The 19,255-nt window shown below is 35.3% G+C and carries 18 protein-coding genes and 3 pseudogenes (1 of these 21 running past the window's edge); 1 reads left to right on the forward strand and 20 read right to left on the reverse strand.

The window, feature by feature from the left end; translation table 11 throughout:
* Nucleotides 1-42: 42 nt before the first annotated feature.
* From PATL70BA_RS06200 to PATL70BA_RS06230, 7 genes are all read right to left on the reverse strand, one after another.
* Nucleotides 43-429 carry a hypothetical protein gene (locus PATL70BA_RS06200; protein WP_125136562.1) on the reverse strand — a complete coding sequence of 129 codons (387 nt, stop codon included), beginning with the start codon at nt 427-429 and terminating at the stop codon, nt 43-45.
* A gap of 828 nt (nt 430-1,257) precedes the next feature.
* Nucleotides 1,258-1,536 (reverse strand): transposase domain-containing protein, encoded by a 279-nt coding sequence (locus PATL70BA_RS17090; protein ID WP_125136563.1) that lies wholly within the window; start codon nt 1,534-1,536, stop codon nt 1,258-1,260.
* Nucleotides 1,421-2,938: an IS66 family transposase gene (gene tnpC / locus PATL70BA_RS06210; protein ID WP_125136564.1), complete on the reverse strand. Its 1,518-nt coding sequence runs from the start codon at nt 2,936-2,938 to the stop codon at nt 1,421-1,423. Before tnpC ends, PATL70BA_RS17090 begins: the two co-directional genes overlap by 116 nt.
* A 314-nt stretch (nt 2,939-3,252) precedes the next feature.
* The gene (tnpB, locus tag PATL70BA_RS06215; RefSeq protein ID WP_125136565.1) at nt 3,253-3,612 is read right to left on the reverse strand and encodes an IS66 family insertion sequence element accessory protein TnpB; all 360 of its coding nucleotides are present in this window, start codon (nt 3,610-3,612) and stop codon (nt 3,253-3,255) included.
* A complete protein-coding gene (gene tnpA / locus PATL70BA_RS06220) occupies nt 3,605-3,985 on the reverse strand; it encodes an IS66 family insertion sequence element accessory protein TnpA (RefSeq protein WP_125136566.1) in 381 nt (126 codons plus the stop codon). The genes tnpB and tnpA overlap by 8 nt, the downstream gene beginning before the upstream one ends.
* A 586-nt stretch (nt 3,986-4,571) precedes the next feature.
* Nucleotides 4,572-5,276 (reverse strand): SpoVG family protein, encoded by a 705-nt coding sequence (locus PATL70BA_RS06225; protein WP_125136567.1) that lies wholly within the window; start codon nt 5,274-5,276, stop codon nt 4,572-4,574.
* A 152-nt stretch (nt 5,277-5,428) separates the two neighbouring features.
* A complete protein-coding gene (locus PATL70BA_RS06230; protein WP_243115978.1) occupies nt 5,429-6,148 on the reverse strand; it encodes a hypothetical protein in 720 nt (239 codons plus the stop codon).
* A gap of 198 nt (nt 6,149-6,346) precedes the next feature.
* Between PATL70BA_RS06230 and PATL70BA_RS06240 the strand changes: the two are divergent.
* Nucleotides 6,347-7,009: pseudogene (locus PATL70BA_RS06240) on the forward strand (ISNCY family transposase); the annotation flags it as partial.
* A gap of 210 nt (nt 7,010-7,219) precedes the next feature.
* Here the strand turns inward: PATL70BA_RS06240 and PATL70BA_RS16875 are convergent.
* The 13 genes and pseudogenes from PATL70BA_RS16875 to PATL70BA_RS06305 all read right to left on the reverse strand — a co-directional run.
* A complete protein-coding gene (locus PATL70BA_RS16875) occupies nt 7,220-7,543 on the reverse strand; it encodes a YHS domain-containing protein (RefSeq protein ID WP_125136570.1) in 324 nt (107 codons plus the stop codon).
* Between the two features lie 193 nt (nt 7,544-7,736).
* The gene (locus PATL70BA_RS06250) at nt 7,737-9,092 is read right to left on the reverse strand and encodes a sensor histidine kinase (protein WP_125136571.1); all 1,356 of its coding nucleotides are present in this window, start codon (nt 9,090-9,092) and stop codon (nt 7,737-7,739) included.
* A gap of 36 nt (nt 9,093-9,128) precedes the next feature.
* A pseudogene (locus PATL70BA_RS16500) lies at nt 9,129-9,883 on the reverse strand (IS3 family transposase); the annotation flags it as partial.
* Between the two features lie 591 nt (nt 9,884-10,474).
* A complete protein-coding gene (locus tag PATL70BA_RS06265) occupies nt 10,475-10,783 on the reverse strand; it encodes a hypothetical protein (RefSeq protein ID WP_125136574.1) in 309 nt (102 codons plus the stop codon).
* Between the two features lie 101 nt (nt 10,784-10,884).
* Nucleotides 10,885-11,592: a response regulator transcription factor gene (locus PATL70BA_RS06270; protein ID WP_125136575.1), complete on the reverse strand. Its 708-nt coding sequence runs from the start codon at nt 11,590-11,592 to the stop codon at nt 10,885-10,887.
* 160 nt (nt 11,593-11,752) lie between these two features.
* Nucleotides 11,753-12,907, reverse strand: a complete 1,155-nt coding sequence (locus tag PATL70BA_RS06275; RefSeq protein ID WP_172596131.1) for a YVTN family beta-propeller repeat protein — start codon at nt 12,905-12,907, stop codon at nt 11,753-11,755.
* A gap of 307 nt (nt 12,908-13,214) precedes the next feature.
* The gene (locus PATL70BA_RS06280; protein WP_125136577.1) at nt 13,215-13,856 is read right to left on the reverse strand and encodes a TIGR01906 family membrane protein; all 642 of its coding nucleotides are present in this window, start codon (nt 13,854-13,856) and stop codon (nt 13,215-13,217) included.
* A 34-nt stretch (nt 13,857-13,890) separates the two neighbouring features.
* Nucleotides 13,891-14,424, reverse strand: a complete 534-nt coding sequence (locus PATL70BA_RS06285; RefSeq protein WP_125136578.1) for a DUF2318 domain-containing protein — start codon at nt 14,422-14,424, stop codon at nt 13,891-13,893.
* Between the two features lie 42 nt (nt 14,425-14,466).
* A complete protein-coding gene (locus tag PATL70BA_RS06290; protein WP_197715796.1) occupies nt 14,467-16,350 on the reverse strand; it encodes an urease accessory protein UreH domain-containing protein in 1,884 nt (627 codons plus the stop codon).
* 276 nt (nt 16,351-16,626) lie between these two features.
* Nucleotides 16,627-16,908, reverse strand: a complete 282-nt coding sequence (locus tag PATL70BA_RS16880; RefSeq protein ID WP_330510268.1) for a winged helix-turn-helix domain-containing protein — start codon at nt 16,906-16,908, stop codon at nt 16,627-16,629.
* 3 nt (nt 16,909-16,911) lie between these two features.
* A pseudogene (locus tag PATL70BA_RS17095) lies at nt 16,912-17,387 on the reverse strand (response regulator transcription factor).
* A 34-nt stretch (nt 17,388-17,421) separates the two neighbouring features.
* The gene (locus PATL70BA_RS06300; RefSeq protein WP_125136579.1) at nt 17,422-18,108 is read right to left on the reverse strand and encodes a hypothetical protein; all 687 of its coding nucleotides are present in this window, start codon (nt 18,106-18,108) and stop codon (nt 17,422-17,424) included.
* 68 nt (nt 18,109-18,176) lie between these two features.
* A protein-coding gene (locus tag PATL70BA_RS06305) for a heavy metal translocating P-type ATPase (RefSeq protein WP_125136580.1) crosses the window boundary here: on the reverse strand, nt 18,177-19,255 show its final stretch. The gene runs 1,384 nt beyond the window's last position; 1,079 of the gene's 2,463 nt are visible here — the last part of the coding sequence; the start codon falls outside the window, past its right edge; it ends in the stop codon at nt 18,177-18,179.

Raw genomic sequence — 19,255 nt, forward strand, 5'->3', positions numbered from 1 at the left:
ATTATTTTACCTCCTGTGTTTTTTTAGCCTTTACAAAATGATTTATCTATAGCAGCCAGCTGCACTACCCATGGAATTATACCTCGCAATCGTCCCTTCTTTTCCGAAACTATTCATCATCCCGACCATATTTGTATAACCATAATCATTCATAATATCAAGCATCTTTTGATAATCCTCATCTGAAAGATTATTCATGAAATTATTCATGTCTGTGTAATTACCATCTTTCATATCCTGGACTAAGTCACCATATCCGTACTGCTCCATCATACTGTACATAGAATTTCCTATGGTACTATTGTTGATGTCGCTACTACTAATCTCCGTAACATTCCTATTACTGTTATTCTCCTTTGCAAATGCAATGGTGGTTGTTCCTAACGCCAGAACTAATGCCGTTCCTATTAGTAATTTTTTGATAATCATATTATTGATCTCCTTTTCTTTGTTGGATGTTTATTTGCTTCGTTACTATATTTATATTTTAGGTTATAATTATGGTTGAAATATGGACAGAAAATAAATTCATTCAAACAGACTGTCATAAAAGATTTAGTATCCTTTATGACAGCCATGCATTATTCATTTTATTCCTTTAATTATAAAAAGTCTTAATTGTGGTTTTATCTAATTATTTTCTCACAAGACTTCTTTGTATTTCTACAACAACATTCATTCAAATTTCTTTTGATATTTTAAGCGCCCTTCCAAATTTATTTTAATTCTACCTTTTTGATACCTTCCTGATAACTCTCATATATTTGCATCACGAATATCATATCAATAACCATGTGCAGGTGTAAATTCCATAATTGATCCCCTTCGGGTCAAAAAACGGAATTTAAATTTTCACTTTACGACACGATAAAAAAATGCTCATTCAATTCTATCTCAGATATATCTTTAAACCCACAATTTTAAGTTCCTGTATTTCATCATTTACTATCTAACCTATGATTAACTGGCGGACCCCAATCACTTTCTCTCTTTATCCATTCGACAACAGCAATTTTCCCACCGTTAATTAGGATACGTTTTATTTCATTAAGAAACGTGATTTTGTCATCAATTTCATGCAAAACAGTGCAAACAAATGCATACCCATTACTGGCGATGTTGCTCCAGAAGCCATAATCAGAGCGGAGGATAGTGCAGGTCCGATACAGAGAGTCTATGCAGAACTAAAGTAAACGGTAAACCAGTCAGCTCTACTGTTTACCGTTTTTTTATGTCATAATACCTTAAACTGATATGCTATTTCTTCCTCCGTATGTACTCAGGAAGGCTTGCTGACCAAGGTAAGAGTTGATCAAATACTGCGAGATCTGTCTCATCCTGATATTTCGGAATCTCGGTTAACAGATACTTGTAGTATTCATATGTACGTAAATTATTCGCCTTTGCTGTTTCTGCTATGCTATATGATATTGCGCTGGCTTCCGCTCCGGCTATTGTATCGATAAGAACCCAATTTTTCTTCCAATGGTAAAGGACGGATACTTCGTTCCGAAGATGAATTATCAATCGGTACATTACCATTAGTCAGAAAGGTCTTTAGATATTTTTCCTGATTCAGGCAGTAGCCAAAACCTTGTCCGGTTTCTGATTTTGGAGGCACTTTGTCCTTGTTTTTTCGCACCCAATCGAAAAAAGCCTCAACCAACGGTGTAACGCTAAGGTTTCTTCTTTCTAATCGCTCTTCTGCTGACAACTCTTTTAGACTTTTGTCTATAGTATAAATGGCGGCCATCTGCTTCAATGCTTTATAAGCAAGCGTTTCCTTGATTTCATCCCTTGATGAGGTTTTTCGCATTGCTTTTATTGCATTTACAAATCTGCGTCTTGCGTGAGCATAGCAGCCGGCAACGATAATGCCTTCTTTTTCTCTCTCCAGCTTGTGATAGGATTCATATCCATCTGAAACTACTATGCCAGAGTAACCTTCCAGAAACTGTTCGAGATGTACCGTTTCTCGCGTCTTATGATACTCGAAAAGTACAATTCTCTTGCCGCTCTGATCAAGCTCGCTACTGCTATACACCCACATAAAACTTTTTGCTCCGGCCGCCCTGCCATCTTTACTCACTTTTAGAGTAGTCTCATCAGCTTGGATTACCTCTTGTTGAAGGAGTACTTCTTTCATCCGGTCCCATATCAGAGACAGGTAACGCTCTGAACATCGTATCACCCAGTTACACATGACCTGTCTGGATAAAACGACATCACTTCTTAAAAAGTTTTGTTCCAATCTATAGATTGGCATTGCATTGACATACTTATAGTTGAGAATCCCGGCTACCAGGGAGGGGGATGCCAAGCTGTTCTGGAGTAAATCTGCTGTCGGTCTCTTGGCATGGGCGAATCTTTCGCCATCAGCACTTCTATAAACGGCCACATGGTATTCCTGTACTTCAAAAGTTCCAGGATGGAATTCGAGGTGACGATATACATCATCTGGCATTCGCTTGTAACCTTCACCTAATTGTTCGACCAATTCATCGTGGCTTAAATCACTAATAATCGGTTCTGCCTGCGGTAAGCCTTCTAAATCTTTAGACCGTTTACCTTTAGCTTTCTTTTCTTTTTGACCAACTTCTTCCAATGTAGGTTCTTCTAGCTCATCCGGATCTGACATATCAACCGTATTTTCAGCCTCATTAAAACATGGAGATTCTGCAATGGTTTTCTTTATATCTGCCAATTCTTCTTCTGTAAAGTCCATTTTCTCAGAGGATTTCCCAAAACGTGCATTCTGTGCAACATTAAACTTCTCCAAAAGGACTTTGAAGTTTGCGTTCAGATCGTTTAATTGCATCGTCAAGGCTTCATTCTGTTTTTTCACTTCATCAAAATTCGTTTGCATCATCAAGAGAATCTCAATCAGCGTTTCCTTATTTAATTTTTCACAAGCTTCTCTTGAAATTGGATTATTCATTGGATTCTCCCGTATTTTTATCTTGTCTTATTATACGTGAGATACCCAAAATCCTCAAATTTTTACATAGTCGGTCTTCGTCATTATGACGGTGGATAACTAAGGTCACAAGACTTGATACTCGAGTTTTGTCACGTCAGTTATTCACAAAATTAGCTTTTTCAGCCTTTATCAAAAGACTTATAGAAGGCTTATCCACTGAATTTATTGGCGCCTTCTTTTATCAGTGGATAAGTAGTTTTTCTTGAATTATATCTTGTTCTATACCTTGAAAAATAAATATTTTTTTCTCTGTTTTGCACATAACTCTTTTGTCATCCTGGCAAAAGAGGGGTAACTTTTGCTATGGATTTCTTCTGTTCAATCTTCATCCCCTTCATAAGCCACTCGAACTGCTCTTGTGTTATAGCCTTAGCCTCATCCTCCGAACGTGGCCACTGGAAGCTACCTGCTTCAAGTCTCTTATATCCCAAGAAATATCCATCTTCCTCCCAAACCAATGTTTTTATCCTGTCTGATCTTCTTCCGCAAAACATGAATAAGGTTCCAGTTTCAAACGGATCTAATTTATAGTGATTTTTGATCATCATTGACAGCCTATCAATTCCACTTCTAAGATCAGAACGGCCACAGCAGACTATGACACGCTTAATTCCTTTCGCATCATTAAGCATCGAATATCAGCTCCCTTGTGAATGCTGCTAATTCCATTCCGGATAAGTTTGATATTTCGATTACTATACTGCCTTTATTTAATCTAAAAATTGGATTTTGTTTGGCAACTGCCACATCATTACTGCTTGATACTTGTAAAGCTTTTTCGTTACCAGCAACTGGAACCTCTACAAATACAGGTGCAACCAACTCTGTTGCGGTTTTTCTACCCTCATATATCAAAGCCCGTATCCGACGTTGCCAATAATAAAACTGTTTTTCGTTGATATCATTTGCTTCACACCATTGTCTTTTTATTTTACCACTTGAGTTACATTTTTTTACAATATTTGCCCAATACTCCAAGCGTACTTCATTAGTCGTATCATCCATTTAATCAACCTCCAAAAAACTATTAGTTTTCTTGTCTCTAGCGATAATTATCTCAAAAACTAGCTAGCTTTTTCAAGGCGGTATGGTTTACCGTTTACGAACTAAAGGTAAATCCCATAACAAGTGCTATGAGAGTTTTCTTCACACTCTCATAGTACTTGTTTTCACTTAAATCAAGCAAATTTGGTGAATTCAAATTTGCGCCTATTTAATAATCATTACTGCCCATGATTATCACTAGGTTATAGAATTGCTATCATTCAAGCAGAATGGAGTATATAAGAATAATTACTCATATACTCCATTTTCATTTCCCTTGTTGTTTTAATCCACCAAAAGAACAGCATGCTTTTTAGACATGTTCTCAATTAGTTATCGTTTCATACTATCTGTTGTAAAAATTCTGTCTATGTTGCCGATTCAAAGATATCATTTGCTTTATTCTTCATCTGATTTTCTTTCAAAAGCCTAATTAGCTCCATTACATTCTCATCTTGCGTCAATGTAGTATTCATTTTCTCCATATAACTTTCCTCCATTCTATATTAGGCGATGCTTTCGCATCGCCTAAATCAATAAGTATCTTTTAGCGAAATGGTGTCTCTCTCTCCGGTTGTACAACATTCACTACCACCTTGTCTTGTGCCTGCATCTGTGTGGCAGTTTCCATCTTATCCTTTGCCTCCTGATATGACGAAATCAATTCCCCATATAATTTCTCACGCAATTCCTTTGTTACTGGATAACAAACATCCTGATAGACCGCCTTCTGATTCTCATCCACCTGCTTTGTACGATACGATGGCATTGCAACAAATAGACTCTCTTCTTTTCCTTGAAGAATGGATACATTATTTACAATAAAGCAATCCTCAAAATAAATGCGTGCTAGTCCTCGGATATTACTTCCTTCTCTTTCAAATGGAGTTACTGAAACTGAAAAACTAGGCATCTCTGTTCCCTCCTGGCTCTTCACTTCTTCAGTTTTATCTGCACACTTTGCCTTCTCAAAAGCATCTAAGATATTGTCATAAAGTTCCTCACGAAATTCTTTTGTAATTGGATTACATACATCCTTATATACATTCTCACCCTTTTCATCTTTATCACTGGATTTGTAGCGTGGCATTGACACAAAAAGCTTACCCTCGTTACTTTCCAAAATTGCAATATTGGATATTTTAAAGTCATTTCCAATAATTAATGTTGCAAAACCTCTTAAGTGAGATGCATTCTCACCTTGTTGCTTTTCATTACCCTTAATCTCATTTGCTCTAATTGAATACTTCATAAAATCCTCTCTTTCTGTATGCTTCTGGCATACGTTAAAATATATTTTCCAATAAAAAGGGACTGTCGCAATGACAATCCCAACCACTATAAATAGTTCTGCTATAATCTTCTATTTGCTTAATCTAATCACTAAACCGTGATAGAACATGACTACCTCCTCATATTATCCTGTCCAGTTAAGTAGTCATTTCCTCGCTCTGCCACATTACTGTCTGGAACATCATTATCCTTAACTTCTACGCCATTCAAATCAACATCTTCCACCTTGCTGTTTTCAATGTCAAGCTCTGCATTTAATGCAAACTGCCTTGCCAGTTTCTCTTTAAACTCTGTTTCGTACGAAAATGGCTTTTCATACTCCTGCTTTGACTGTTCCATGTCCCGTTGGTACTGTTCTATCTTCTTAATCAGAAATTCTTCATTTTCAGATAACCCATTAAATGTGTTTTCAAGCTTGACCATATTACCAACAGGGCTCGTACTAAGTTCTGCTTTGTACTCAGTCTTGCCTCGAAGGACCATATAATTTACTCCCATATAATTCTTCTCTACAAGCAAATCAAACCCTTTGAATCTGCCAATTGGATAAACATCACCTGTCTTGCATTTACTGACAGCTTCCAGCATTACCGTTCCTCCATCCACTCGTTCTGTAAATTTTGATTTACCAATGGTTATACTAAACTCTGGACTTGCAATTAACTGTTTGTCTCTCGTCATAATATCCTCACGGACACAGGCAAGTTTCTCTTCTGCTGCCTTAATAAGCTTCGGAAAACGTAGCATAAAATTATCCTGTAAACTATATCGCTGACTGTCATAAGATGCTTTTAAGAGTTTCAAACGTTGTACATCATTATCTAACTCCATCTTCTCACGGATAAGTGGATTACCTGTTGCAACAGCTTTAATCTCCGCATAGGAAAGTGTAGAACTAAATCAATTCCAGCAATGGGTATTTCGGCAGCTTCTGTAACCATAGTTTTACCGGTAAAAGCTATAAATGCCATCAAACAATAGTTGACAATCTTTAGTTTTTTCTTTATCATTAGTCCTCCATTAACTTATAAAGCCCTGAAACCTGTTTTGGATGATTTCTTTCAAAAACATCCTTTAATAAATCCAGATGTTTTCCTTGGTGATTCGGCTTTCGATACCATAAACAACTACCAGTATCTTCTTAAGGAACTGCACTTTAACCGGGTCTATATACCTTTGAATCGTCGTTCTGATATCAAAAATAATACTTATACCATAAATGAGGATGGTATACCATGCTGTCCCAATGACCCAAATCTCCCTATGAAATCAGAAGGTAAAGACAGTAGTCGAAAGGGATTTACCCGCTATAAATTCATTTGCCCTAAAGTCACTTGGAAAAAGGGGGCAGACGGAAAACATCGTAGATCTTGTAGTTGTGAAAAGCCTTGCACTGACTCACCTAGTAGTCGAATGATTTACATTTATCCTGAAAAGGATCTGCGTGCTTATCCAGGTACATTACGAGGAACAGATGAATGGAATGATACCTATAAAATACGATCAGTGGTTGAAAAATCCATTAATCACTTCAAGGACAGTTATTGCCTTGCTGGTCGTAGAACCCAGAATGAAAAAGCCTTACATGCTGACTTATTATTATCAGGAATAGCTCAGCTTTTAACTGTTGTACTAGCTGATAAGATAAATCAGCATAAATATATCCGAAGCATTAAGCCTTTGATTGCATAGACTGTATCTCTCAGATATTGTCTTTATAAATAAACATCCATCGGTTCTTTTTGTGTACTCTTTTTTCTTTAACAGCCTATGCAATGCTGTTAAGCGAACCTTGAAATTTTAAAAACATCTGAAACATAGAATAATCTGGCTGCAACCATTTTTACTTAGTGAGTTTCGCAATTACCTAGTAATATTATGATTTTATTCTTGTTACCTCTTTTAATGTTTTTTGATAAATTCACTTTTGCATGCTTCACTGCAAAAATAGTATGTTTCACCATTTAATGTATAGCTTAACGCTGTATTTTGATCAACTTCCATCCCACATATTGGGTCCCTAGCAGTGAAGCCCGTTGTATCTTGATCTTGCGAATGACTGCTATTTGAATCACCTCCACAGCAACCTCCCCCATGGGAATGCCCATCCTGTGTATTATCGCTGACAGAATGACCGCCGCAGCAACCTCCCCCTTTTACCATTCTGAAAATTATGAAACCTGCTAGAGCAAGATATAACCCGTTATTCGTTAAGAATTCGATCATTATTATCACCTTTCTTTTTGATTTTTCTTTATATGTACAGTATATATTTTAATTATGGAGAAACCATGGAATATTATTATTTATTACGAAAACCAGATGAATCGCCGTTTAACCTGTTGTATATAAAAAGAAGGATATCCAAAATAGAAAGGATATCCTTCTACTATTTACTTTTGTTTATCTTCAGACCTGCCTAAATAATCGGAAAATCACAAATTACTTTTGTTCCCTTCCCAACTTCACTTTGTATACTAATTTTACCATTATTTGCTTCTACTAATGATTTCGTAATCGTAAGGCCAATACCGGTTCCACCAGTACCACGGTTTCTTGAGAGATCACTTCTATAAAAACGTTCAAACACAAGTTTAATATCCTCTTTCGGAATTCCTATTCCTGTATCCTCCACAATGACAGTAACTTTGTTGAATGATTGCTTCAAAATAACACTGATTTTTCCGTTTTCATTCGTGTATTTATACGCATTGGAAATAATATTACTGAATATGCGGTTGAAATGTTCTTTATCCCCTATAATGGCAATACTATCTGAGATATTTTTGTTTAGTGTTATATTCTTATTCAAAATCATAGGTTCAAAGCTATCAACTATCTTATTCATTAAAGTAGATAAGTTTATCTCCTCTAGATTAACATTAATTTCATCACTCTCAATAATTGATAGATCTGTGAGTTCATTAATAAGCTTAGTTAATCGAATTATCTCTTCATATACTATGGTAAGTTTTTCTGTGTCCGGTACCCATATTTTATCCATAAATGCTTCAATGTGACTTTGAAGCGTTGAAAGCGGTGTCCTGATTTCATGAGCCATATCAGAGGTCATCCTCTTACGTAGGGATTCCTGATAACTCAATCTCTCGGATAGTTCCTTAATAGAGTCTGATAATTCTTGCAGCTCATACGTATTGGTTTTTGCATCCTTTAATCCTTTATATTTTCCTTCCTTCATAAGCTCGGTATTATTGATTATCTGATATATCGGCTCCAAGAAATTTTTAGAAACCCGTGAACTTGATAGTTTTGCTAATATGACTGAGAACATAAAGGCAATTGCGAAAACTGTATTAATTGTAAATATGAATTGCTGATCCTCAAAGGATGAAATTATACTCTTCAGTCTGCCTATATCGATGGATCCAATCTGTTTACCGTTATAATTCATAGGATAGTTTTGAAAAGATAGCCTACTCTCATTGACTTTTTCTCCACCCATATCAGATATCATGTTGTCTGTACTGCTGTTCCAGATAATATTATCTTGCATGTCCCTTAAACGTACTGTAACTACTTCACTAAAGGTATAATGTAATATACTCATCAGTCCTTGGGAACTAAAACCATAATAATCCTCATAAGTCTTTTCCACATATCGTATAACCTTAATATCATCTCTGTTTCTAACTTCTTTAATATAATTTGAAAAAAGAAAAGTAATACTGAAATTTGCTATTATTGTTATAAAGGCTATGGATAGCATGGTTACAAAAATAAAATTTCTACTTAATTGTTGATTTATTTTAATCATGAGCTATTCCGCCTCTCATTTTCTTAGTATTTTTTATCTATTAAAAAGATCTACAAGGACACATATATAGTTCCATTTGAGTCCAACTCGGACATATGTCAAATCACTTCCGACTACGTTTCGATATGGTTGGTCATCGAATTCACGATTTACAATATTTGCAATTTTGGATTCATTGCAGGTGTCTTTCTGTGGATGAAATTGTGCGGTAGTATAGCTTGAAACAAGGCCTTCTTGCTTCATAATTCTACCGATTTTGCGACGGGATACAATCATATCCTTGTCAACAAGTTCTTTCTTGATTTTTCGCGTTCCGTAATTATTACGGCTCGCTTTAAATATATCAACGATAGCAGTTGTAAGCTCTGATTGATCCGTCTTTTGCTTGGCTTCATAATAGTAAGTGCTTCTTGAAATTTTTAGGACTTTACACATTGCTGAAACAGAGTATTTGTGAAGATTTGCTTTAATCACATTTACTTTCGTCCTAAGATCAGCACTGCTTGTTGCTTGTACCCTTTAGGGTATAAAATGTCGTTCTCCATTTTAAGCTGTTGGTTCTGTTTTCTAAGTTCTATCAGTTCCTGGTTTTCAGGGGTGCGGTTGTCGCTTTCCTTAAATGAACCAGAATTATCGGCCTGAGCTATCCATTTATCCAGAAGTGAGCTGGCAATATCATATTCTCTTACGATATCGCATTTTCGCTTGCCACTGCGGTGAAGATCGACAAGTTGTTGTTTGAATTCAGACGTAAATGTACGTCTTTGTCTTGACTGCTTTATTTCGGACATAATCATTCTTCCTTTCAGTATATGCCCTTAAAAAATCTGTCCAGTTTATTGTAGCCGATTCAATAACTACATTATTGGTAAAGGATAAGAAATAAATCATTACAAATGTTGTTATAAAACTTAAAGATAATAAAGTTGATAACACTCCTATACTATCCTTCCATGTCATAGCTTTATTATTACTTTTTTCATGTTTTCTTAGAACATATGATATGATACTACCAATACCCAAACCAAAAACCGCCAAAGAAGTAATTAAAAAAACATAATGATAGGATAGAATTGTTGAATATATTCTTGTTAAAATTACCTGATATAAAAACAGCGATACTGATGTAAAGAAAATACTAAGTAACATAAATATTTTAACCTTTTTAGTTATTGCCAAAGCAAAATCTCCTCTCAACGATGTATTTATCTAGTAATATACTATATTTATCTGCAGAATTGATGGAGAAATATCAACTCTTAACAAAGGTACTCATTTCACATATTAAAAAGAGATTGGTTCTTTCTCTTAAGGACCAATCCCAAAGAAATATACTTATATATTAATGAAAGCCAGTCTAGCCGGCTTTCATTAATCATGTATTAAAATTCTCTACTTTCTTTTTCACTAATCAACATTTCTTTTTGAGCATCTGTTTCCTTATTGTTTTTATTTCCCTTAAACATCATAAATATCATACCGCCCATCATAAGAGGACATATAAATGGTGCTATGACGCCTAAGAATACTGCAACTGCCGGATTAATTTTTGCAATATAAGGTAATGCAAATATTATTACTATAGGTAATCCGCAACATAAAATCATATGAAGCATATGCTTTATTGGACTGTGATTATTTTTATGACATCCATTTACGCTACCTTTACCATCTGTATTATCTGTGTTCATAAGAAACCCTCCTTGTAATATGCAAATCATCTTACTATATCTACGAATTATAAGGTTTCTCTGTGAAGATTTAATGGAGAAGTATTAGCACATCAAATTTTTTATTCACCTTCACCGCCGAATTTGTAGCCGATACCTCTGACTGTCATAATATATTTAGGACTAGCGCTATCATCCTCTATTTTATTCCGTAAATTTTTAATATGAGAATCGATGGTCCTTTCATATCCATCATATCCATAACCGAATGCAATCTCGATTAGTTCCTCTCTTGTAAAGCTTTTTTTGGGATACTTTATAAGGGTTGATAATAATTTAAATTCATTCGGTGTTAATTTAGCATCTATTCCATTCTTTTTCACTACTATTTCGTTTAAATCCACTTCCAAATCCTTGTTATTCCAACTCATCACATTAAATAGTGGTGAGACGCCCTCGGAACTCCTTCTTAATAAACTACCTACTCTAACAACTAACTCACGAGGGCTGAAGGGCTTTGTAAGATAATCATCTGCACCAATATTAAAGCCATTGATGATGTCATTCTCTTGTATTTTTGCAGTTAGCATAATAATAGGTATTCTGGATTTCTTACGTATTGTTTGGCAGATTTCTTCTCCTGTAATCTTGGGTAGCATTAAATCCAGGACTACCAAATCTGGACTTACCTCATCAAATAATTTTAATGCCTGTTCTCCATCAAAAGCAGTAGATACAATATAATTACTATTTTCTAAATATGCTTTGATAGCATTTACTATTTTTGGTTCATCATCAACAAGTAATATCTTATGATTATTTGCTTTCATTTTTCTCCTAATGTGTTTTGATATCAATACTTAGAGTTTAGTTGTTAAATAATGCAAAAATATTCCTATCCCATCGGATATCATATTGAATTATTATATACCTAAAATGTGGAGATTTTATGAAAGCATAATCAACATAAGATAAACTTGATAAATGTTTTTATTCTACAATCGTAATTCCATTTGGTTCTTCTCCAACAGTAACGGTACCGATCACTTTATTAGTAGCAACATCAACTATTGTTACACTGTCAGAACCTGTATTGGTTACATAAACATTTTTTCCATCCTTAGATATTACTACACCATGTGCTTCCTCTCCTGCAGGAATTTCAGCTACCACAGACATGGAGGTGGTATCGATAACACTGATATTAGCTGATTTATTGTTAGCAACATATACGAATTTACTATCGGATGTTGCATATAGTTGTATTGGTGCTTCACCTACCGGTATCGTTTTGGTAACTTTCATAGAAGACAGTTCAATAACGGCAACACTGTTATCTCCACTTAGGGATACAAATACATATTTTCCGTCCGCCGTAGGTGCTACCTGGACCGGTTTTTTACCTACCTCGACCGTATTGGTAACCTTATTAGTCGCTGTATCGATTACAGATACCGTATCTGAATCAGTATTTGCAACAAGGACATATTTATTATCCGGTGTCATTCTTAAACCATGGGGCATGAGACCAACCAATATTTCTTTTACTTCTCCATTTTCCAAGTTAACAACAGATACATTACCGGCTTCTTCCTCTGTCATATCTACCATGGTTTCAGCAACATCCTCTTCTTTCTCTTCTTCCTCCATCATTCCTCCAATTGACACATAAGCAAGCTTTGAGTCAGGTGAAAAAATAATATGGCTAGGACCCTCTCCTATATTTATAGTATTGACAACCGAATTTGTAGCAGTATTAATCGCAGATATAGAGGCTACTTTTCCTTCTACAACATATACAAATTTTCCATCCGGTGTTGCCTGAACATTATGTGGACCTTTTCCTACAGGTATATCCTTGATTGTTTTCATAGTTTTCGTATCAATTACTGAAACTGAGGAGCTGCCCTCATTAGCTGAGTATACAAGATAATCAGCTACCTTAGTACTATCATTGCCCGTATCATTACTTTCCACATTTCCGATATTCCCAGTATCAACATTATTATCTTCACTGGTTGGTTCCGTAGTAGGACTTATTTGCGGTATTTCCGTTGGTTCAGGACCATTGCCTTCATTTTTTGTGCAAGAAGCAGCAAAGACTATTAAAAGAAATGAGTAGAAAATTATTACTATTTTTTTCATATAAACCTCCGGTTTCATTATTTTATTGTATATTTCCTTTTATTATTTGCTGTTACTTCATTAATAATCCATGCGAAGGAAGAAAGATCATTTTCAGAGTGTAAATGTAAAAATCAAGTATTTTGTATATTTCATTTGAACCATACAAACATAAAAATGAGCAATATATTTAAGGAAGGATTCATTCCGTTCCAAAATATAATGCTCATTATTTACCAAATAAATTGCTCAATGTAGAACTATACTTTTCGTAAATTAATTTTTATACCAATACCTCCAGCAATTACTCCGACTATTTAATTGTTTATCATTTTATTTCTCTTTTTTTAAGATACCGAGATATCAAAAATAAAATCAAACTTCCAATAAACACAAATGATATTAAGAAAATTAATGAGTGTAAGAAAAATGTGTCCGGTAAAATGGTTATCACTGGATCAGTTGAAGGATCAAATAACCAAAAATCATTACGAAAAAATATTTTATGGAAAACAACAAAGGTAGCATCAAAATTAATAATACTAGCTATTGCTGCCATCGCTGGTATAAGCAATACTGCTATTGAAGATACTAATAAGTAGCTATAATCTTTTTTTACTTTTTTATAGATTATAATAGTGCCACATAAAATCAGTGTAATCCCAGCAATATAGTAAAAGGTAGTAAATATATTTTTGACATCGACAAAATGCTGTAATCCATCAAGAGATGATGATAAATCAGGAAGCTTTAAATCACCTTGAAAGAATGGTGAATTATAATCTATTAAAGCATTATAATTATCAATAATAATTTCCTTACTTATTCCAGAATCATTAGCTATATTCAGATAGTCAATATCAAAATAATACAAACTTCTAAAGTTAACTGTTGCAATTACTCCTAACGAAATTATAAATAAAGTAAATAAAATTCCTATTAAAATATCTGTTGCTTTAGGCTTTTTCATGAATTCTCCAATCCCATATTTTCAGAGCGAATTACTACTTCCAATTTTGGAAAATAACCGTTGCCTCAGCTAAAAAGTCTTTTGAAATGGTAATTGAATCATCACTAACTGTTTTATACTCCTCAGTAATAGGAACGGGATTACATCCTCCTCTGGTTACTTCCACATCATCCATCGCGAAACGATTACCACAGTTTTGGCATACTAATACATCCCCCTCCTGTACGTAATATCCACGACCTGATGAATAACAAACCTGACAGGTATTAAATGCTGTTCGTATTGAACCATCTGGTGCCTTTACTGCTAGGGCTTCAAGCTCTATGCCATTAATCTTAGCCGGATAAAACCTAGCTGTTTCGGTAATTTCAATGACAGGAATTACGACATCACTATCAATAACCTTCTCAGCTCGGAGATCATCCTTTTTTGAGCTGTTATCTGATGAGGAATCAGGTACCTTAATGGAGAATGCTACTGCTAATAATACAACAGCGGATAAAGCAATAATAATTAATTTATTCATATTATTTTTTTTGTTTGATTTTTTAATCGTCTGCTTGCTCATGATTTAATCCTTCCTCTTTTAATATTATACTTTTCTAATTGCTTAATGACATGAAGGTAATCCTCCACCTCCAGCAAAATAATCTGTAGGTCTGTATTCAGAAACTTCTTTCTTAATTGCTTCTTCATCTATATTATTAATATCATCAACGACTTTCACGTAACCATATAAGTTCGTATCTGAGGTACAGAAGTCAAAATCTCCATCAGGATACAATCTGATTGGATTTTCTCCTTCGTAAACTTCAAGTTGAGCTCCGTAGTATGGAAATACAAGTATATTATTTGGCAGAGTATCTACATTCTTTCCATTGATAGTCCATACTGTTTCTAAATCCTTTTGAACAACAATTACTGCAGAGGAAAATCCATTTTCATCAAAGGTTAATTCTACTGTTTGTCTATCATTAGTTACTTCGGCTATTGATAATTCGTCGGTTGGAATTTGATAATCAATTAAATTATCCACATTTTCAAGTCCATTATCTTCCGAATTAATTGTACTGCTATCCACGGCATTTAAATCATCAACTACAGTAATTTTACTTCGAATCATACCCATCCAACAGCTGAACGGAAAGGTTCCGCTGCTTGTAGGTGTAAATTCAATAACAGTGTCTCCTTCTGATAAATCCTGTTGAATATTAAATTTAGGAACTACAATACTGTTGTTACATCCGTTAATATCACCTGCTTCTGCCTGAATAATCCACTTTACAGGTACACCTTTTTGTACAACAATAGGTTCATAGCTACCTGGGTTAAGACCAGTTGTCACAGTTTGTACTCCGTCCTTAATCTTTGCTATATTAGAAGCCTGCGCCGTGCTGGTTACAGAAGGGAATATGGGCAATGTAAATCCGGAAAGAACCGCACCACTATTGAACATAAATACTCCTAAAGCTAGAACTAATACTGCACTTGCTTTCATCATCTTTCCGGTAAATTTCTTACTAAGGAGGGAACTTAATGCTCCAAAAGCAAACATTAATGGAAATGTTCCTACACTGAATAAAAACATAGAAAATGCGCCTTTAAGAGGATCTCCGGTTGACAGCGCATATAGCTGCATTGCTTGTAATGGTCCACAAGGCATAAGTCCATTTAGTAGTCCAATAAATAAAGGACTATTATTTTTTGCTCTTTGCTTGTAGATCTTTTTTGCAAATATTTTTGGCATTCTAGGGTTAAGCTTACGAAGCCAAGGAAATACATTAAGCATGTTTAATCCCATAATAACCATAAATACGCCTGCCAAAATTTGGACAATCCCCTTCATCGTACCGGAGAAACTGACCACTGAACCAAGTGCTCCTACAAGTCCACCCATCACGGTATAGGAAATAACTCTACCTAAGTTATATAGTAAACTTGGTCTCATGGCTGCAAATTTACTGGTTTTAACCGGATTGTTACTATCCTTTGCAGCGCATTGGGTAATGCATATGCCACCGCACATCGCCACACAATGTACAGAGGTAAGTAATCCGATTACAAACAGCATACCGTAGCCCATTCCCTCTTTCGCAATTGGGAAAGCGTTAAAAATATTCGTAAGTCCAAAACGTCTTACTATCGTGTATATAGTAAAAATAATAATCCCTATTCCAACGATATTCGTGATGTCCACTGATTTTTTTGTTTCTTCTTCCTGCGTTTCTCCTTCCTTTGTTTCTTTTTCACTGTTTTTGATATTGCTTTTTTTTTCTCTTTTCACATGATAATCATTTTCTTCAATCAATTCTTCAATTTTTTCCAATTCAATTTCATCTGGTTTGTAAGTTACGATTACTTTTCCTGACGAGTAACTGGCTCTTACATTTTCAATTCCTACTATACCTGTTAGGGCATGTTCTATTGTAGTTTCACAATGGGCACATGTCATATTGTCAATGTATAGAGTAGTTACTATAGCATTTGATGACATAAGTATCCTCCCTATTCTTACTTCCTTTCTATAATATCAATTGAATGTGGAGAGAATATGGAGAAGCTTAATTTCATAAAAAAATCACATTTCCTTGGGTAAAGTAACCGTATTTTGCATTAGTGGATTGAATGATTTGAATCTTCAATTGCTGCTGCACTATGATATAATCAGTAAAATGACGAAAATAGTTTGATAAAAGCTAATAATCGCTACTGTGAGAAGTACAATAATCAAAATGGCAGATGATAATTTTGTTATTAAGCTCTTCTTCAATTACTCACCTCCAAATTTGTAACCTACTCCATGTATTGTCTTAATATAAATTGGATTTTTTGGATCACTTTCAATTTTCTGTCTTAGGTTTTTAATATGGCTATCGATTGTTCTGTCATAACCCTCATAATTGCTTCCAAAAGCAGAAACTATTAATTCTTCGCGTGGAAAAACTTTATTCGGATGTTTTACTAAAGTTGAAAATATTTTATATTCATTGGGAGTCAGCTTTACCTCTACCGATTGCTTTGTGATAAATCTACTTTTAAAATCTACAGTCAAGTCTCAGCCATTAAATGTATTTTGAAGCGGAAGATTTTCATCGCAGGATCTGCGCATCACTGCTTCGAATCTGGCATATAAAGCTTTTAAACTGAAGGGCTTTGTAATATAGTCATCCGCTCCGTTTCCTAAGCCTTGAATCATATCATCTTCTTCTGATTTTGCTGTCAGCATGATGATTGGAACTCGAGATTTTTTCTTATAGCTTTGCACACCTCTTCACCTGACAACTCAGGAATCATTAAGTCTAACAGTATCATGGATATACTCTCTCGGTTAAATATCTCTAATGCTTTTCTTCCATTTTCAGCAGTAATTACAGAAAAACCCTTGCTTTCCAGAAAGGACTTTATAACACTTAAGATTTTTTCTTCATCATCTACAACCAAAATCCTTTTTGTTTGATTCATATTCCACCTCCCTGTTACTGATCCAACCCAGTAATAAAGTAATAACTCAGATATCACCATAGGCAACATATGAGTTATCGCTAATCATTTATTATTAATCTTATTATTTATCATTGCCTTCAAAGTCAAAAGGCTTTAACAATTTATCCACTTCAATATCGTTACCCTTCTCATCCATGGTTGGAACCTTTGCGAATACCCAACCTTCAACATTATTCGGGTCAACGCCTGCGTTGATGAAGACTTCCGGATTTAAAACAAATACAATGTCCTTATCATTCGTCGTCATGTCTTTCGCCCACTCGAGCATATTACCATTCTTTAAATCAACGCCAAAATGATCAAGTGCCATATGATAGGTGATATTATTACGATATAACTCTACAATCTTTTTATAGGAAGCCAAAGGTGTAATCTCTCCATTATAGGACAAGGCATCACTTCCGAAGTCTGTTCCAAGTATGAGCTTATCTCCTACCAAAATACCGTCAGACAGCTTACTAGTATCTAAACCTGCATCAATAAAGGGCTGTGCATCCAATTCCAAATATGCATCATATGTTGTTGTTTTACTAAAGTCCTGGCTCCAAACAAATCTGACAGCTCCATCGGGAGCTTCTAAGGACCATCCACCAAATGAAGTATCTTCATTAACGTTATCTCCAACTTCATTTAACACTGCATCAAAGGATTTAATGGATTGGTCACCAATCACGTCTAATTTGTTGCATGCTGTTAAACCTACCAGTGCTATTGCTGAGAATGCTGTCAATATTATTTTTTTTATCATCCTATTATTTTCCTTCTCCTATTCTTTACTTAGTTTTTATAGAAATATCAGAATAAAATGCTATTATTTTAGTGATATGCTTTAAATCTCTTTAGTCTTAAAGCGTTGGTTAATACCGAGACTGAACTGAAGGCCATAGCTGCTGCTGCAATAATCGGATTAAGTAGCGGACCGCCGAACAGGTAAAGGAGGCCTGCCGCAACAGGTATTCCGGCAGCATTGTAACCAAAGGCCCAGAACAAATTCTGTTTGATGTTACGGATTGTACTTTTACTTAAGTGAATTGCAGTTGGAACATCCATGAGGTCGCTTCTCATAAGAACAATATCTGCTGATTCCATCGCTACATCTGTACCGGAACCGATTGCAATACCGATATCTGCTTGTACCAGTGCTGGAGCATCATTAATTCCGTCCCCTACCATACATACCTTTTTACCTTCTGCTTGAAGCTTCTTCACCTCATTTGATTTATCCTGAGGAAGCACCTCCGCAAGTACTCGATCGATTCCTACTTGTTTTGCTATTGCCTCTGCAGTTTTCCTATTATCGCCTGTAATCATCGCAACCTCAATACCCATGGATTGAAGCTTTTTAATTGCTTTCGCACTGCTTTCCTTAACAACATCAGCAACTGCTATGATCCCTGCAAGCTTATTCTCCATCGCCACATACATCGGAGTCTTACCTTCACCTGCCAGTTGATCAGACTTCAGCTTTAATTCCTCTAAGGAAATACTTCTATTATCCATCAGTTTTTTATTACCGATTAATACATGAATTCCATCAATCACTACCTCAATACCATGGCCAGGAATTGCTTCAAATTGTTCCACTTTTTTAAATTCCAAGCGCTCCATCTCAGCGCCTCGAACAATTGCTTCTCCAAGAGGATGCTCGGAACCCTTTTCTCCGGAAGCTGCAATTTGAAGAAGATGTTCTCTTTTCACACCTGCTGTCGTAATAATGTCGGTTACTTCCGGTTTACCCTCAGTAATTGTTCCTGTCTTATCAAACACAATGGTATTAATCTTATGAGTGGTTTCTAATGCCTCGCCACCCTTAATTAAAATACCATTTTCAGCTCCCTTACCGGTACCAACCATGATTGCCGTGGGTGTAGCTAGACCTAATGCACAAGGGCAAG

The organism is Petrocella atlantisensis, from assembly GCF_900538275.1.
GTDB classification, from domain to species: domain Bacteria; phylum Bacillota; class Clostridia; order Lachnospirales; family Vallitaleaceae; genus Petrocella; species Petrocella atlantisensis.

Bases quoted from the DNA above. Each gene is read 5' to 3' on its own strand.
- PATL70BA_RS06200 (WP_125136562.1), bottom strand. From the start codon at position 429: ATGATTATCAAAAAATTACTAATAGGAACGGCATTAGTTCTGGCGTTA.
- PATL70BA_RS17090 (WP_125136563.1), bottom strand. From the start codon at position 1,536: ATGTACCGATTGATAATTCATCTTCGGAACGAAGTATCCGTCCTTTAC.
- tnpC (WP_125136564.1), bottom strand. From the start codon at position 2,938: ATGAATAATCCAATTTCAAGAGAAGCTTGTGAAAAATTAAATAAGGAA.
- tnpB (WP_125136565.1), bottom strand. From the start codon at position 3,612: ATGCTTAATGATGCGAAAGGAATTAAGCGTGTCATAGTCTGCTGTGGC.
- tnpA (WP_125136566.1), bottom strand. From the start codon at position 3,985: ATGGATGATACGACTAATGAAGTACGCTTGGAGTATTGGGCAAATATT.
- PATL70BA_RS06225 (WP_125136567.1), bottom strand. From the start codon at position 5,276: ATGAAGTATTCAATTAGAGCAAATGAGATTAAGGGTAATGAAAAGCAA.
- PATL70BA_RS06230 (WP_243115978.1), bottom strand. From the start codon at position 6,148: ATGGAGTTAGATAATGATGTACAACGTTTGAAACTCTTAAAAGCATCT.
- PATL70BA_RS16875 (WP_125136570.1), bottom strand. From the start codon at position 7,543: ATGATCGAATTCTTAACGAATAACGGGTTATATCTTGCTCTAGCAGGT.
- PATL70BA_RS06250 (WP_125136571.1), bottom strand. From the start codon at position 9,092: ATGATTAAAATAAATCAACAATTAAGTAGAAATTTTATTTTTGTAACC.
- PATL70BA_RS06265 (WP_125136574.1), bottom strand. From the start codon at position 10,783: ATGAACACAGATAATACAGATGGTAAAGGTAGCGTAAATGGATGTCAT.
- PATL70BA_RS06270 (WP_125136575.1), bottom strand. From the start codon at position 11,592: ATGAAAGCAAATAATCATAAGATATTACTTGTTGATGATGAACCAAAA.
- PATL70BA_RS06275 (WP_172596131.1), bottom strand. From the start codon at position 12,907: ATGAAAAAAATAGTAATAATTTTCTACTCATTTCTTTTAATAGTCTTT.
- PATL70BA_RS06280 (WP_125136577.1), bottom strand. From the start codon at position 13,856: ATGAAAAAGCCTAAAGCAACAGATATTTTAATAGGAATTTTATTTACT.
- PATL70BA_RS06285 (WP_125136578.1), bottom strand. From the start codon at position 14,424: ATGAGCAAGCAGACGATTAAAAAATCAAACAAAAAAAATAATATGAAT.
- PATL70BA_RS06290 (WP_197715796.1), bottom strand. From the start codon at position 16,350: ATGTCATCAAATGCTATAGTAACTACTCTATACATTGACAATATGACA.
- PATL70BA_RS06300 (WP_125136579.1), bottom strand. From the start codon at position 18,108: ATGATAAAAAAAATAATATTGACAGCATTCTCAGCAATAGCACTGGTA.